We start from the raw sequence: 15507 nt of genomic DNA, 5'->3' as shown, positions 1-15507 counted from the left end.
GAGGAATATAAATGAAATGTCCAGTTAGAGAAAGCAAAAATCATATACCTATGCCTATGATAAAAAATGCTATAGAATCTATAAGACAAGAAAAAATAAAAAAACCAAATTGTATATGGTTAGAAGCTTCGGGATGCTTTGGACAGATAATATCACTTTTAAATGGAGAAGATCCAGATGCAATGTATTTTCTAAAAGAAATGGTTAATGTAACATTTTTTAGTAGCATAATGGCAGATCAAGGAGAATATGCATATGAGAGAATACTAAAGACATTAGAAAGTGATGGAGATTTAATACTTATAGTAAGTGGGGCAATACCACTAAAAGAAAACTGTGCTATAGTTGCAACATATAAGGGAGAAAAAATAAGCGCATTGAAGCTACTAAAAACAATAGCTCCTAAGGCTAAATATATAATAGCAGTAGGTACTTGTGCATCTTTTGGAGGGCCAACGGCTGCTAGACCTAATTTATCAAGAGCGGTAGATGTATCAACAGCTCTAAGAGATAAAAATGTAATAAGAGTTCCTGGTTGTCCTACTAATCCAGTATGGATTCTAGGGACTATAGGATATATACTTTCCTTTGGAAAACCAGAACTTGATAATCAACAAAGACCAGTTACCTTCTATGGAATAACAATCCATGACAATTGTGAAAGAAGATATTATTTTGATAATGAAGTATTTGCAACTAAATTTGGAGATAAAGAGTGTATGTTTAAATTGGGGTGTAGAGGACCTATTACAAAGACACTTTGTCCAGTAAATAGATGGAATCAAAGTGATAACTGGCCAATAGGAGACAATACAACTTGTATAGGTTGTGCAGCTAAAGGATTTCCAGATGATATGGAGCCATTTGTAAGATTCTAAATATTAAAGTAGGAGGGGATTATGACAAAAATAAGTATAGACCCAGTTACTAGAATAAGTGGACTTCTTGAAATAGAAGTAGAAATACAAAATAATGAAATAGTAGATGCAAAAAGTAGCGGAATGCAATTTAGAGGTTTTGAAGAAATGTTTAAGGGAAGACCTCCACTTGATATTGTAAGATTGACACCTAGAATTTGTGGAATATGTTCTACACATCATGCAACAGTATCCTCAAAGGCTTTAGAAAATGCTCTTAATATAATACCAGATCCAAATGGTAATCTTATAAGGGAATTAACAAATGGATTTGAGTTTTTACAAAATCATTTAAGACATATTTATCAGTTTGTATTTCCTGATTATGTAGAATTAAAAGATATAAATCCTCTTTATAAAGATGGAGATAGAGAAAAATTTGATTATAGGTTACCTAAAAATATAAATTCAGTTATAGCAAGTCATTATATCGATTCAATTGAGTACAGCAGATTAGCACATAAGGCTATAGCTATCTTGTCTGGGAAAGCACCTCACTGCCACGGAATATTTGTAGGTGGAACTACTACTAATTTAGATATACAAAAATATCAAGAAATTAAATCTATTTTATATAAAATTAAAAACTTCATACAAACTAGTCTTATGCCAGATATTTTTACTATAACTAAATATTATGAGGAGTATTTTGATATAGGTAGAGGATATGGAAATTTAATGTCAACTGATTTATTTTATGATGAAAATATGCCTGTAAAATATTCAAAGGGTGGAGTACTTATAAATGGAAATATTGAAAATTTAGATGCAAATAATATAACAGAAAACGTTAAATATACATGGGAAATTTCAAATGATAATAAAGAAGATGCATATACTTGGGTAAATGCAGCTAGGTACAATGGATATGCTATGGAAGTTGGACCTTTAGCTAGAATGATTATTGGAGGTCATTACAAAGATAGTATATCGGTTATGGATAGATTAGTAGCAAGGGTATTAGAATCAGAGAAAATATGTGAAAGTTTAGAAGGCTTACTTCAAATAATTAGACTACAAAAGGCTTATCAAATTCAAATTCAAATTCCAGAATCAGCTAGTGGTATGGCTTTGATATCAGCATCAAGAGGTGTATTAGGTCATTGGATAGAGATAGAAAATAAGGTAATTAAAAACTATACAGTAATAACACCATCAGTATGGAATTTATCTCCTAAGGATAATAAGGGAATTAGAGGTCCAGTAGAACAAGCATTAGTGGGAACTAAGATAGATGATATAAGAAAAGCACCTACAATAATAGGTAGGATAGTAAGGTCATTTGATCCATGTTTAAATTGTGCAGCTCATATAATAAGTGATAAATATTCAAATTTTACTATAAAAATAGTCTAGAATATGTAATGTATAGGAGAAATAATATGCATGAAATATCTATAGTATATGATACTTTACAAATAGCAAATGAAAATGGTGAAAAGAATAATATAAAAAAAATTGATAAAATTTTCATGAAGATAGGTGAATTTACTTGCGTAGAGGAGAGTTCTTTGAAATTTGCATTTGAATCATTAAAAAAAAATACAATATGTGAAGATGCAGAATTAATTATAGAAAAAATAAAAGCAAAGGCTTTATGTAATTATTGTAATAAAGAGTTTATTATAGATTTTACAAATAAATTATGCCCAAAGTGTAATAGATATAGTAGTAATATAACTAGTGGATATGAAATTATGGTATGGCAAATTGAAGGAGAATAAATATAAAAATACCCTAATAAAAATTTAAATGTTTATTAGGGTATTTTTTACTTTAAAATTTCATAATGATAATTATTATTCATCATTTTTTACTTTAGATGAGATAATAGGTAATGCTGTGAAAATAACAAGGCATATAAGTAAAATTATTGCCATAGTATTGCTAGCAGCAAATCCATTTGGTACATTTCCTTTTATAACTCCTATTACTTGCAAGATGATACCTATTAATCCTAAGATAGAACCACCAGCAACAAGTCCAGATGATAAACTTATACCGTTAGAAACTTTAACTTCTTTCTCATCTTCAGTTTTACAAGTTCTTTCAATGAATAAACGAATTAAAGCTCCAACTAAAATTATAGAAGTAGTTGCAATTGGTAAATAGAACCCTATAGCAACAGTCATAATCGGAAGCCCTAAGAAGTATAAAACTATTGCAATAAATACACCAACAATTATCATAACCCAAGGTAATTGACCAGACATAATACCTGAAGTAAGTGTTGACATTAAGTTTGCTTGAGGTAAAGCAAATGGAGCATTATCTCCTGTAATTTTAAGCTGATTTGAAAGTAATAATATAGTACCTACAACAACAATTACACCTACTATACCAGCTATTGCAAAAGATTTTTGCATTTCATTTTTATCACCACCCATAATGTAAGTTACCTTTTGAGATTGAGAATATCCTCCAGCTATAGATATAGCAACAACTATAAAAGTACCAAATAAAAGTAATGATTTATTATCTTGTGTACTAGTCCATCCCATTATAACAAATAGTAGTGTTACAATAACTAAAGATGCTATTGTCATACCAGATACTGGAAGATTTGATGTTCCTATTGTACCTGTTAAACGCCCAGCTACTATAACAAATAATAGTGATAATAATAAAGAAATAATTGCTCCAACAATTGCCATAATAAAGTTACCAGAAACTAAGAATCCTCCTAAAAATCCAATTACAATACCAGCTAATAAAATAATAGTTTGCATAGATGAAGAACTTCCAGTTGAAGATTTTGCATTAAGTGTTTCTTTAACAGATGCTATAATAGTTGGGATAAGTTTTATTGCACCTATAATACCACCACATAGCATCATACCAGCACCTATATATTTGACATAGCTACCTGCTATTGAATTTACAGGCATTTGATTAATCGGCATAGCAGGATTGTTCCATACAGTAGAATTGTTTGCTGCCATATCAGCAAAGTAACCTATTAAAGGCATAATACCGAAGTTAGATAATATAGAACCTGCAAACATAGTTAAAGAAACTTCAATTCCTACTATAAATCCGATTCCTAATAAAAGAGGATTAACTTCAACCTCGAATTTCCATTTATAAAAGGTTTCACTTATAAAGCTTATAACATTATTAGTTAAATTTAAGAATGAAGCAGTTAGTATAGTTATAATACCGCTTATACCAAATCCAATCCCCATATATTTCATTGATTCTCCACCAGCATTAGAAGCAACAAGTGTTTCAGATATTGCCATGGACTCTGGATACATAAGTTTACCATGTTCTTCAATAATTAAATAATTATGAACAAGTGCTGAAACGCCTATACCAAATAGAACTCCACCAATACCAACAGCTAAGCCTTCTAAAAGAGTGACTTGACTATTAATTAAAAGAATAGCAGGTAATACAAATATCATACCACTAGCAACTGATTCACCACCACTTGCCATACCTTGTACGATATTTTTACCAAGGATTCCCTTTTCACGAGCAAGAGCTCCTATAAATGCTGAACCTATTATAGAACCTGGAATGCCAGCAGCTACTGTAAGTCCAGCTTTCATTCCTGAATAGGCAGTAGATGCTGCGAAAACAACGGCCAAAACAATACCTATAATTAATACTGTAAAATTTGACCCAGTTTTAGACTTGTCTGTTATATAAGGTATATAGTCCTTTCCAGACACCCCGCCATAGGCTTCTTTAGGTAATTTTTTATTCATAATGACAGATCTCCTTTTTTGATATATTTTCATTATTATATTTTACAAAGTATACTAACTCTATTCAATATACAAGATTTACATATTATTTAAACTTTAGTAGACGTAAAAGATGGAATTTATATGATAAGGTTGTTACAATAGAATCAATGTGTTATTATATATAAATGTAAAACTCTTGTATCTTTTGGTATAAGAGTTTTTTATTAAGATACATTTAAGGAGAAAACATGATAAAAAGAGAATTTGATGTAAATGATATTGCTTATATAGCAAAAAATAGAAGACTTAAAGCTCATATTGATGGAAGTGAAACCAATACTAAAACTATATCTTTAAAATCAGGAGATATGGTAAAGATATTAGATTATTATGAAGTTGATAAATATGGGTATTCTTATGAAGCTGAATTTAAAAAAGATGGTACATCATATATTATAAGAAAGCATTTAAGTCAATCAGATTTAAGACCTAAGAATAGATAATTAAATTAAAGCACTATGATAACTTAATAAGTTATCATAGTGCTTTAATTTTATCATTGAAAAATGGATAAAATATGAAAATTTACTTGTTTTGTATAAGAATATAAATGAATATATATATATGAAAATGAATAATTATTGATAATAAGAAAAATTCATTTAAGGGGGTAGATTTTATGCTATTTAATATGTCTCCATTAATAGCTTTAATTCCGTTAATACTTTATATAGTATTTGCGTTTAAAGACATAAATCCAATATTAAATGTTTTAATATGTGTTGTAATTACAGCAATACTAACACAACAGCCATTACTTTCAATGGGTAGTGTTATAGGAGAATCACTAGGATCATTTTTAGGATTAATTGGATTTATAATTATGCTAGGATCAGCATTAGGAGCAATTCTTAGAAAAACAGGGGTTGCAGAAAATTTAGTTATAACAGTAATGAAAAAAATAGGAATAAATACAGAAAGAAAAGCTATAATAGCAACAATGATTACATCTATGTTATTGTGTGCATTGTTAGGAACTCTAGCTGGAGCAAATGCTATTATAGCTCCAATAGTTATACCATTAGTAGCATCTATAGGACTAACACCGTCAGTTTTAGCAGCCGTATTTATGGGAGCAGGACTTACAGGTATGTTTATAGGGCCTTTTTCTCCACAAGTTGTTACTATAATGGAATTAACTCATCTACCATATGGTCAATATTTATTATCAGCTGGAATACCTGTAACAATAGTGTGTTTAATAGTTACTTATATCATGGCAAATAAAATTCAAAAAAATACTAAGGGCATATATATGTATGAAAATATAGAAAGCGTAAATACATCAAATGAACAATCTAAAGAAGTAAAAAATGCAACTTTAGCATTTATAATCACTATATTAGTATTTGTAATATATGGTATATATAGTAAAAGTGGAGCATCATACGCTATTGTAGTTATGTTTATTTCAGCATTAATAACAGGTATAGTAGCTAAAATGCCTATAAATACTATATTTGAGACATTAGTAGAAGGAGCTTCTAGAATGGTTTGGTTGTTTATAATGTTTGTGTTATTTACTCCATTTATAACATTTATAGAACAATCAGGAGCTTTTACAGAATTAGTAAATTTATTACAACCATTACTTGAGTCAGGGAATAAAATTGTTTTTTCTTTAGTATCAACATTAACTGGCATCTTTGGAATAGGAGGAGCAGCAGTAGCTCAATCCGTAGTAATGGATAAAATGTTTGCTCATATAGTAACTTCTTTGGATATATCACCAGGATTATGGGCTATGATTCTTTTAGTAGGATCTCAAATAACATCTTTTGCATACCCAGAAGCTGATATGTTAGGACAGATGGGATTGGCTAGATCTAAAGACTTGAAAAATATGGTTAAATTAGGAGTTACAGTAGTTATATGTACAGTATTGTTAGTAGGAATAAGATCAATTTTAGGATAAAACGGGAGGTATTATTGTGACTTTATATAGTGATATAAATAATATAATAAATAAATCCAAAGGCGATATTGGAGTAGTGATAGAGAAATTAGATAAAAGTATAAATATACAAATTAATGAAAATATGGTGTATCCATCAGCAAGTACAATAAAGCTTGTTATAATGGGTGCAGTTATGAAAGAAATAAAAGAAGGTAGAATAAATTTTGATGATAAAATACTTTTAAGTAGAGATAAAGTATGTGAAGGAGATGGAATATTAAAAGAACTAGATGAAGATCATCAATTTACTATAAAAGAAATAATGACACTTATGATAATATTAAGTGATAATACAGCAACTAATATATTGATAGATTTAGTAGGGATGGATGCAGTCAACAAAATTGGAAGCGATATGGGACTTAAATATACTAAATTAAGAAGAAAAATGATGGATTCAGAAGCGGTTAAAAATGGAAGAGAAAATACAACAACTCCAAAAGAAATGGCTAAAATTTTAAATAAGATTTATAGTGAAGAATTTATAGATGAAAATTTCAGTAAAATAGCCTTAGATATATTAAAAAGACAGCAAGTTGGGAATAGACTAACTCTATATATGCCAGAAGATGTTGTTGTTGCTCATAAAACAGGCGATTTAGATAAGTTAGAGCATGATGTAGGAATAGTATATCATGAATTAGGGAATTATATTATATGCATATTAACTAAAAATTTAGATACAAATAAGAATGGAAGGGAAGTTATAGGTAAAATATCAAAGTTAGTTTATGAAAATTTTATAAAAGAAAATAGTATCTAAATGTAAATTAAGGAGGGCTCTAATAGGCTTTAAAACTTTAAGACCTCCTTTTATTAATTTAAACAAAGTTAAAAAATAAATACTACTAATTAATTTCTATAAAAGAAAATTCATTTTGGCATGACTTTAAATATTTCTCAAAATCCAAAGAACTTATTAAAACTGTTGCGGTGTTAACATTAGGATGAAAACTAACTTTATCAGAATTTAATATTTCTCTATCTAAAAAAACTTTAACACATTTTTTAGTATCATTAATTAATCCAAAAGGGGTTACAGAACCTGAAGCAACTCCTAAGTATTTAAAAAGTCTTTCTTCAGAGGCAAATGATAAACTTGAAGTACCTATTTTTTTAGACAATTCTTTTAAATTTACTTTTTTAGTTTCTTCTACTATTACAAGGTAATGTTCATTACCTTTTTTGTTTCTAATAAATAAATTTTTTAGTTGGATACCTGGTACATTTAAATTTAGTTCTTTTATTTCATCTATTGTGTATACTGGCTTATGCTCATATCGTGTATATTCAATTTGCAATTCTTTTAGTAGGTCATATATTTTTTGTTCATCTGTTCCTATCAAGGATTTACCTCCTTATGGTTTAATATTTTATATATAACTTATTATATATTATTTACCAAAGATATTGATACAAAACAATATTAAATATTATTTATAGAATAGTAAATAAAAGAATTATTATTATTTCTAAATTTGGAAATAACACCAAAATTAGATTTATGAATAATATATAGTAACTAAGTTGGAATAGGGGGAAATTTTATGAAGTGTTGTAGTTATAAAAAAGGAATAATTGTTGAAATTAATAAGGATATAAGTGATGAATTTATATTTATTACTATAGCTGAAGATGTAAATAATATTTATACATTTGTAAGATTGGTTTATTCAAATGCAACTATTATATTAGATTGTGAGTACAATGAGATATCTGTAGAACAGCTAGATTTAGGCGATACTGTTTTTGTATATCATTCAAATATAATGACTATGAGTATACCACCTCAGACTCAAGCTTATATAATAGAAGTTAAATAGAATGATTTATCAGAAAGAAATGACTTGAATGTAAAATAGTGGTATTATTACTTTAAAGCATAACAAATTAAAATTCAATTAAGGGGGATTAGAATGTTAAAAGAAGAAAATAAGTATGTAGAAAAGGAAATAAAAGCCTTAAGTGGAATAGTAGCGCTAATAGGAGTTCTTTTATTTTTAGCATTTTCAATATGGCTTATTATATCAGGTATAATGAAAATTTCTCAATATACTAGTGGAGGGGGAATATCTTTAATACTAGGTATACTATTCATAATATTAGATATTATTTTAGCTAGTGGGCTTAGAATACTTAATCCAAATGAAGCTTTAGTATTAGTTTTATTTGGAAAATATTATGGAACTCTAAAAAAAGAAGGTTACTATTGGATTAATCCATTTTGTTCAGCAGTAAATCCAACATATTCTTCACCAATAACGACTCCAAAGACTTTAACTACAGATTCAAATGATGTAGCTATAAGTACAACTAGTAAGAAAATATCTCTAAAAACAATGACACTTAACAATGAAAAACAAAAAGTTAATGATCAATTAGGAAATCCTATTATAATTGGTGTTGTTGCAATTTGGAGAGTGGTAGATCCAACTAAGGCTGTATTTAACGTAGAAAATTATAAGACATTTTTATCTATACAATGCGATACTACTATTCGTAATATAGCTAGACTTTATCCATACGATGTATCTGAAGATGGAGATGAAAAATCTCTTCGTGGAAGTAGTCAAGAAATAGCAGATAAATTAAAAGAAGAGCTTCAAACTAGGGTTAATGTCTCAGGAATTGAAGTTACAGAAGTTAGAATAACACATCTTTCTTATGCACCAGAAATAGCAGCAGCAATGTTACAACGTCAACAAGCAGAAGCAATAATAGCAGCTCGTAAGAAAATTGTTGAAGGTGCAGTAGGTATGGTAGAAATGGCATTAACTAATTTAAATCAAACAAATTTAGTTGACTTAGATGAAGAACGCAAGGCTGCTATGGTAAGTAATTTACTAGTAGTATTGTGTGCAAATAAAGATACTCAGCCTGTAGTAAATAGTGGTTCTAATTATTAAGGCCAATAAAATGGATTAATTTGTAAGTGAGCGTTAATAATTATTTTACTGACAGGAAACTGACATCATTTATTAAAATTTCACTTAAATTCTTAGAAGCGTCTTTGTTCATCTCCTCTAAAACATGAGAATTTAAATTTCCGTTTTACTCCAAAAACCCAACAGACTAGGTAATATACACTGCCTAGTCTGTTTTTATATTTACAAAATGAATACTAACAAAAACTATGGGGAATCTAATTTAGAATTATAATTTTGGAGGTGCTTTATTTGTTTGAACATAAAAAACAATTATTACAAGAAGTAAAAGTTGAAAAACCAAATCCACAATATGCAGTGTTAATGCAAGAACAACTAGGAGGGGGAAATGGTGAACTTAAAGCTGCTATGCAATACATATCACAAAGTTTCAGAATTAAAGATCCTGAGATAAAAGATTTATTTTTAGATATCGGAGCAGAAGAACTTAGTCATATGGAAATGGTAGCTCAAACTATAAATTTATTAAATGGGCACGATGTAAATAATACTCAAGTTAATAGTGGAGAAATTCAAACTCATGTTCAATGTGGATTATCACCAGTTTTAATAAATTCATCAGGCGCTCCATGGACAGCTGATTATGTTACAGTTACAGGAGATTTAGTTGCTGACTTATTATCTAATATAGCATCTGAACAAAGAGCTAAAGTTGTATATGAATATTTATATCGTCAAATAGAAGATAAATATGTAAGAGAAACAATCGACTTTTTACTTAATAGAGAAGAAGCACATAATGCTTTATTTAGAGAAGCTTTAAATAAAATTAAAGATACAGGGTCTAATAAAGATTTTGGAGTTACAGAAGACTCTAAATTATATTTTGATCTATCATCTCCAGGACCACTACATCAAGCGCCTAATCCTACACCGGTATCTTTTGATAATACAAGAAGAGATTAATAAAAATATTTTAAAATATAAAATTTACTTTTTTAGGTAGAAAACTAATTCAAAGTATATTATTATTTAATTATATTTTCCATTAACGTTAAATTTCATAAAAGAATAATTAGATGGATTCTTTTACATAGTTTAATATAATGCTGCGTGGTTATGGTTATTAGATAATTTTATTTATTCTCCTTATAAAACTATAATATGTAAAATAGACTAGATTAACTTCTAGTCTAATTTTATGTTTAAAAGGTGATTGTGTATGAAAAATTGGGTAGATGTAAATGAAATAATTATGATAGAGAAATGAAGAAGAAGCCAACCCTTAGGATGAAGATGAATTTGTAAGGTCACGAATGTTGTATGATAGTATAAAATTATGCAAGAAGCATATTATACTCTTTATGGCTTTTTTTATTTGAAAATTATAATATTATTGTTATAAATTGTGAATTATATAAAGTTAAAATAATAAAAAGGTATAAATAAGAAGGAAAAGTAGGAAACATTGAAGAATATGTTAAGTTAAATCTTAAAAATATTGTTATAGATAAAAATATGCTAGAAAGTACAAAAAATTTAATTTCTTAAAGGAGAGGGATTTTCTTGTCATATAATAAAAAAATTATAAGAAGTGAAGAATATAAAATAAGTAAGTGGTCTGGAGGAACAACAACTCAAATATATATATACCCAGAAGAATCTACATACAATGATTTAAATTTTAAATGGAGATTAAGTTCTGCGAATGTGAATTTAGAAGAATCTACATTTACACATTTACCAGGGATATCTAGAAAAATAATGACATTAGACAATGAGTTAATTTTAGAACATGAAAATAGATATACAAGAAATCTTAAACCATTTGAAGTTGAAAGCTTTAGTGGAGATTGGAAAACTAAAAGTTATGGAAAAGTAACAGATTTTAATCTTATGATAAATAAAGATTGCGATGGAGATTTAAAAAGCTTAACTATTAATAAAAATAGCTCTGTAGAAATATATTTAGAAAATAAAGACAATAAATATAAATACATATCTAAAGCATTTTATTGTGTCGACGGGAATTTTAAAATAGTAATAGATAATGAAGAATTAAATGTAAATAAATATGATTTACTATTAGTAACTATGGAAAAGGAAGATACAAAATTATTAAAGATTATCAATGAATCTCATAATAATATTAAAGTTATTCAATCTGTTATTGTTTTTTAATAAATGCTGGGGTGTAAAACTCCAGCATTTATTTTTGAAAAATTTCAAATTTGTACCAGAAGTAAATACATTATGACAAGATATAGTAAAACATGATAAAATTATAATTGGGAATTAAAATTTAAGGGGGGAAAATTAAAAATGAAAAGAAATTGGTCTTTATTTTTAGCAACAACGTTAATTTTATCTATATTTTTGTCTGGATGCAGTTCATCTGAAAATCCAAATGCAAAGGAAACATTACAAGACGCATCTGAAAATCTTAAGGGAAAAAATTTATCAATCTACTGTGGAGCTGGAATGACAAAACCATTTGAAGAAATAGCAAATAAATTTAAAGAAAAAACTAAGTGTAACATAGAGGTAACTTATGCTAATGCCGCTCAAATACAAACTCAAATTAATACATCTAAAGAAGGTGACTTATTTATAGCAGGTTCTGCTGATGAACTTAAAGCCGTAGAAAAGATGGTATCTGATAGAAAAGATCTTGTAAAACATATTCCAATTTTAGCTGTGAAAAGTGGAAATCCACTTCAAATCACGGGAATTAATGATTTAACTAAAAAGGATGTAGAAGTTATACTTGGAGATTATGAGGCTACTCCTATTGGAAAAATTGCAAAAAAAGCTTTAACTGATGCATCTATATTTGAAAAAGTGAATGTAGTTGCAACAACATCTACAGCCCCAGAGCTTATAAATGCTATTTTAAATGATCAAAGTGATGCCATAATAGTTTGGAAAGAAAATGCTAAAAATCCTAAAATAGAAATAGTAGATACTAAGGATTTAGATTCTTACATAAAAACTATACCTGCTGCAAGTTTAACTTGTAGTGATAATAAAGAATCATTAGATACGTTTTTGAAATTTTTAGATTCTGATATTGCTAAAAATATTTGGAGTAACTATGGTTATGAATTATTAAATTAATTTAAGTATACATATTATGAAAAATAAAAAAATTAATTTATTTGAAGTTATTTCATACATAATTACTATAATGGTAGTCATATTTATGTCATTGATTGTTTTAACAATATTAGTTGAAGGTATTCCTTATTTAAGTAATTCATTCGCATCAAGAGAAGTTCAATTTTCAATAAAACTAAGCTTATTTACAACTAGTATATCAACATTTATATGCATGATATTAGCAATACCAACCTCATATATCCTAACAAGAGAATCTAACACTTTAAATAAATATATGCAAATAATAATAGAACTTCCACTTTGTCTTCCTTATTTAGTTTTAGGGTTAAGTTTATTGATTTTATTTTCATCTAATTTTGGAAAATCTTTAAAAGAAATGGGATTGAAAGTAGTATATAGCCAACTTGGTATTATTATAGCTCAAATTTCTGTAAATATACCTTATGCTATAAGATTTATACGGACAGCATTTTTAGAAGTAGATAGTCGTCTAGAATTTATTGCATCTACTTTAGGTGCATCAAAGTGGATTAGATTTTTAACTATTACTATTCCACTTTCAAAAAATGCTATAATAGGTGCTATGATTCTTACATGGTCAAGGGGTTTGGGAGAATTTGGTGCTACCTTAATGCTTGTAGGAGTAACCAGAATGAAGACGGAAACTTTACCAGCGAGCATATATTTAAATGTAGCAACAGGTGATATAGGAGTTTCTATGGCTTCTGCACTTATATTGCTTCTGATTTCGTCAATATCACTTTTTATTGCTAATTATTTTACTAATAAAAACTCTAATAGAAATCGTATGAAGGACGTGTATACAAAATGAAGAAGCTTATTGAGGTAGAAAATTTTTATATGAATTTAGGAAGTTTTTCTCTTAAAAATATAAATCTTGATATTTATGAAAATGAAATTGTTGCAATACTTGGTAAAACTGGTTCTGGAAAAACGGTACTATTAGAATCTATTGCAGGTTTTTATAAAAATTGTTGTGGAAGTATTAAAATAGATAGCAAAAAAGTAAGTGATACACCAATAGAAAATAGAAATATTGGTTTTGTATATCAAGATTTTGGATTATTCCCTCATATGAGTGTTTTCGATAATATTAGCTACGGACTAAAGATGCAAAAAAAAGATAAAATGTTTATAAGGGAAACTGTAAAGAAAATATCTGAAACTTTATCTATTAGTAATATTTTACATCAATATCCAGGAACTTTAAGCGGTGGTGAAAAACAAAGAACAGCCTTAGCTAGAGCACTAGTACTTAAGCCTAAAATTTTACTTATGGATGAACCTTTTTCAGCACTAGACCCTATTACAAAGGAAAAAATGTATGTTCAAATAAAAGAAATAAATAAAATATTCAGATGTACTATTCTTTTTGTAACACATGATTTTAATGAGGCACAAATAATGGCAAATAGAATAGGGATTATGATAAACGGTGAACTAAGACGTATTAGAAAAAGTATTAATTTATTTGAGAAATATAAAGATGATGAAATTAATAAATTTTTAGGTATAAGAGAGGAGCTTTATAGTGACTAAAGAAGAACTTTTCCAAATGATTAAAGAATCTTTTAGAGACTTAGTGATAAAAAATAACTTATATTCTACAGATATAAAAATAAATTCTAAGGCTTTAAGCGCAGACGAAGCTATAGGTATTACAAAGAGAAAGGACTTTCCAATTATAGTAGGGAAGGAAGTAATGTTACAAGCTGAATATTTAGGGTCTTATGGACAAGCTTTTACAGATGCACCTTCAACTTTTGAAGGGACTATAGAAGATATATTAGATTTTGATATTATAAATAATCGTCATTCAAGAGGTCTTTTTATAGCTAGTATGAATGCAGTTATGTGTAAGCTAGGTTTAACTGAAAATACTATTCACTGTAAAAATGAAGAACCTGAGCTTTGTGCTAAAAAGTTCATTGATTACATAAAAGAAAATTATAATAATGAAAAAATTGCCTTAGTTGGATACCAACCAGCAATATTAGAAGCTTTATCTAAGAATTTTGACATACGTGTTTTAGATTTAAATAAAGACAATATAAATAAAAGTAGATATGGTGTTCTTATCGAAGATGGGACTAAAGACTATGAAGAGGTTGTTTTAAAATGGGCAGATTGTGTACTTTGTACTGGAAGTACTTTATGTAATGGTTCTATCATAAACTTTATAGATATAGGTAAAGATGTTATATTTTTTGGAACTACAATAGCAGGAGCATCTAAGATACTTGGATTAAAGAGAGCTTGTTTTTATTCTATATAATGATTTGAAATATGTAGATTTTACAACTTTATGAATATATATAATAAATGCTAGGATGTAAATTTTAGCATTTCTTTTTTTGAAAATATTTACAATTTATTATAAATATAAAGTTAAATAACAAAAAATCGTATAAGTTATTTGGAGAATCATAGAATCTCAGATAAATTAAATAAAAGAAAGATATCTGATTTGAAAAAGTCTAAAAATCAAGTTACCTGGATTTATCCAGAAGATAAAATAAAGGTAGGCATAGAAAAGAAAGACAAGTATTTAGATGTGAAAATTAAATCTGAAAGTAAAGGTGAATCAAATTTCACATGCCTAAAGTAACAGGAGATAGTTACTATTTACCAATTAATGAAGGAAAATATATACCTAGTAGATATAAATACTTTAAAAAATTTTTAAATAACACTAGTTATAACACACTTGAATCATTTTCAATGCAATTTTTCACAGTAAATAAGGGAACTAAGTCAATAACATATGTTTCAATACGAAAGAAAATATAAATTTTAAGTTTAACCATGAATACCCAAGTATAAATGAAAACAAAGAATATGGATTTAGAATA

At 27.7% G+C, this 15507-nt stretch carries 18 protein-coding genes; 16 read left to right on the top strand and 2 right to left on the bottom strand.

The window, feature by feature from the left end; all coding sequences use genetic code 11:
- Positions 1-11 precede the first annotated feature (11 nt).
- From CHF27_RS09845 to hypA, 3 genes are read left to right on the top strand one after another with little or no spacing between them, the layout of a single operon-like run.
- Complete coding sequence (locus CHF27_RS09845) at positions 12-878, top strand: hydrogenase small subunit (protein ID WP_095406788.1); 867 nt, start codon at positions 12-14, stop codon at positions 876-878.
- Positions 879-899: 21 nt separating this feature from the next.
- A complete protein-coding gene (locus tag CHF27_RS09840) occupies positions 900-2273 on the top strand; it encodes a nickel-dependent hydrogenase large subunit (protein WP_095406787.1) in 1374 nt (457 codons plus the stop codon).
- A 26-nt stretch (positions 2274-2299) separates the two neighbouring features.
- Positions 2300-2641, top strand: coding sequence for a hydrogenase maturation nickel metallochaperone HypA (gene hypA, locus CHF27_RS09835; RefSeq protein WP_095406786.1), 342 nt, complete (start codon positions 2300-2302; stop codon positions 2639-2641).
- A gap of 75 nt (positions 2642-2716) precedes the next feature.
- Here the strand turns inward: hypA and CHF27_RS09830 are convergent, their stop codons facing one another.
- Positions 2717-4630 carry an OPT family oligopeptide transporter gene (locus CHF27_RS09830; RefSeq protein ID WP_095406785.1) on the bottom strand — a complete coding sequence of 638 codons (1914 nt, stop codon included), beginning with the start codon at positions 4628-4630 and terminating at the stop codon, positions 2717-2719.
- Between the two features lie 230 nt (positions 4631-4860).
- Between CHF27_RS09830 and CHF27_RS09825 the strand changes: the two genes are divergently transcribed.
- The 3 genes from CHF27_RS09825 to CHF27_RS09815 all read left to right on the top strand — a co-directional run bounded on the left by CHF27_RS09825 (position 4861) and on the right by CHF27_RS09815 (position 7392).
- Positions 4861-5115 (top strand): RING finger protein, encoded by a 255-nt coding sequence (locus CHF27_RS09825; protein WP_095406784.1) that lies wholly within the window; start codon positions 4861-4863, stop codon positions 5113-5115.
- Between the two features lie 176 nt (positions 5116-5291).
- Positions 5292-6587: an SLC13 family permease gene (locus CHF27_RS09820; RefSeq protein WP_095406783.1), complete on the top strand. Its 1296-nt coding sequence runs from the start codon at positions 5292-5294 to the stop codon at positions 6585-6587.
- Positions 6588-6603: 16 nt separating this feature from the next.
- Positions 6604-7392, top strand: coding sequence for a serine hydrolase (locus tag CHF27_RS09815; protein ID WP_243444997.1), 789 nt, complete (start codon positions 6604-6606; stop codon positions 7390-7392).
- An 85-nt stretch (positions 7393-7477) separates the two neighbouring features.
- On the opposite strand, the gene CHF27_RS09810 is transcribed toward CHF27_RS09815, so the two are convergent.
- A complete protein-coding gene (locus CHF27_RS09810) occupies positions 7478-7975 on the bottom strand; it encodes a prolyl-tRNA synthetase associated domain-containing protein (RefSeq protein ID WP_095406782.1) in 498 nt (165 codons plus the stop codon).
- Between the two features lie 201 nt (positions 7976-8176).
- Between CHF27_RS09810 and CHF27_RS09805 the strand changes: the two genes are divergently transcribed.
- From CHF27_RS09805 to CHF27_RS14475, 10 genes are all read left to right on the top strand, one after another.
- Positions 8177-8452: a hypothetical protein gene (locus CHF27_RS09805; RefSeq protein WP_095406781.1), complete on the top strand. Its 276-nt coding sequence runs from the start codon at positions 8177-8179 to the stop codon at positions 8450-8452.
- Between the two features lie 93 nt (positions 8453-8545).
- Positions 8546-9535 (top strand): SPFH domain-containing protein, encoded by a 990-nt coding sequence (locus CHF27_RS09800; RefSeq protein WP_095406780.1) that lies wholly within the window; start codon positions 8546-8548, stop codon positions 9533-9535.
- A 270-nt stretch (positions 9536-9805) separates the two neighbouring features.
- Positions 9806-10480, top strand: coding sequence for a manganese catalase family protein (locus CHF27_RS09795; RefSeq protein ID WP_095406779.1), 675 nt, complete (start codon positions 9806-9808; stop codon positions 10478-10480).
- A 600-nt stretch (positions 10481-11080) separates the two neighbouring features.
- Entirely contained in the window at positions 11081-11695 is a 615-nt protein-coding gene (locus CHF27_RS09790; protein ID WP_158534746.1) for a HutD/Ves family protein, read from the top strand.
- A gap of 141 nt (positions 11696-11836) precedes the next feature.
- Positions 11837-12631, top strand: a complete 795-nt coding sequence (gene modA / locus CHF27_RS09785; protein ID WP_095406777.1) for a molybdate ABC transporter substrate-binding protein — start codon at positions 11837-11839, stop codon at positions 12629-12631.
- 16 nt (positions 12632-12647) lie between these two features.
- On the top strand, positions 12648-13466 hold the full coding sequence (locus tag CHF27_RS09780; protein ID WP_095406776.1) for an ABC transporter permease: 819 nt from the start codon (positions 12648-12650) through the stop codon (positions 13464-13466).
- The gene (locus tag CHF27_RS09775; protein ID WP_095406775.1) at positions 13463-14194 is read left to right on the top strand and encodes an ATP-binding cassette domain-containing protein; all 732 of its coding nucleotides are present in this window, start codon (positions 13463-13465) and stop codon (positions 14192-14194) included. The genes CHF27_RS09780 and CHF27_RS09775 overlap by 4 nt, the downstream gene beginning before the upstream one ends.
- A complete protein-coding gene (locus CHF27_RS09770; protein ID WP_243444996.1) occupies positions 14187-14930 on the top strand; it encodes a Rossmann-like domain-containing protein in 744 nt (247 codons plus the stop codon). Before CHF27_RS09775 ends, CHF27_RS09770 begins: the two co-directional genes overlap by 8 nt.
- A gap of 192 nt (positions 14931-15122) precedes the next feature.
- Positions 15123-15263 (top strand): hypothetical protein, encoded by a 141-nt coding sequence (locus CHF27_RS14480; protein ID WP_243444995.1) that lies wholly within the window; start codon positions 15123-15125, stop codon positions 15261-15263.
- Positions 15251-15445 carry a hypothetical protein gene (locus CHF27_RS14475; RefSeq protein ID WP_243444994.1) on the top strand — a complete coding sequence of 65 codons (195 nt, stop codon included), beginning with the start codon at positions 15251-15253 and terminating at the stop codon, positions 15443-15445. Before CHF27_RS14480 ends, CHF27_RS14475 begins: the two co-directional genes overlap by 13 nt.
- Positions 15446-15507 lie beyond the last annotated feature (62 nt).

This window comes from Romboutsia maritimum (assembly GCF_002251085.2).
GTDB classification, from domain to species: domain Bacteria; phylum Bacillota; class Clostridia; order Peptostreptococcales; family Peptostreptococcaceae; genus Romboutsia_B; species Romboutsia_B maritimum.
This window is presented reverse-complemented; position numbering and strand designations above follow the sequence as displayed.

What these genes read in the sequence shown, in the direction of transcription:
- CHF27_RS14475 (WP_243444994.1), top strand. Translation starts at nt 15,251, where the DNA reads ATGCCTAAAGTAACAGGAGATAGTTACTATTTACCAATTAATGAAGGA.
- modA (WP_095406777.1), top strand. Translation starts at nt 11,837, where the DNA reads ATGAAAAGAAATTGGTCTTTATTTTTAGCAACAACGTTAATTTTATCT.
- CHF27_RS09775 (WP_095406775.1), top strand. Translation starts at nt 13,463, where the DNA reads ATGAAGAAGCTTATTGAGGTAGAAAATTTTTATATGAATTTAGGAAGT.
- CHF27_RS09805 (WP_095406781.1), top strand. Translation starts at nt 8,177, where the DNA reads ATGAAGTGTTGTAGTTATAAAAAAGGAATAATTGTTGAAATTAATAAG.
- CHF27_RS09840 (WP_095406787.1), top strand. Translation starts at nt 900, where the DNA reads ATGACAAAAATAAGTATAGACCCAGTTACTAGAATAAGTGGACTTCTT.
- CHF27_RS09820 (WP_095406783.1), top strand. Translation starts at nt 5,292, where the DNA reads ATGCTATTTAATATGTCTCCATTAATAGCTTTAATTCCGTTAATACTT.
- CHF27_RS09780 (WP_095406776.1), top strand. Translation starts at nt 12,648, where the DNA reads ATGAAAAATAAAAAAATTAATTTATTTGAAGTTATTTCATACATAATT.
- CHF27_RS09800 (WP_095406780.1), top strand. Translation starts at nt 8,546, where the DNA reads ATGTTAAAAGAAGAAAATAAGTATGTAGAAAAGGAAATAAAAGCCTTA.
- CHF27_RS09845 (WP_095406788.1), top strand. Translation starts at nt 12, where the DNA reads ATGAAATGTCCAGTTAGAGAAAGCAAAAATCATATACCTATGCCTATG.
- hypA (WP_095406786.1), top strand. Translation starts at nt 2,300, where the DNA reads ATGCATGAAATATCTATAGTATATGATACTTTACAAATAGCAAATGAA.
- CHF27_RS09830 (WP_095406785.1), bottom strand. Translation starts at nt 4,630, where the DNA reads ATGAATAAAAAATTACCTAAAGAAGCCTATGGCGGGGTGTCTGGAAAG.
- CHF27_RS09825 (WP_095406784.1), top strand. Translation starts at nt 4,861, where the DNA reads ATGATAAAAAGAGAATTTGATGTAAATGATATTGCTTATATAGCAAAA.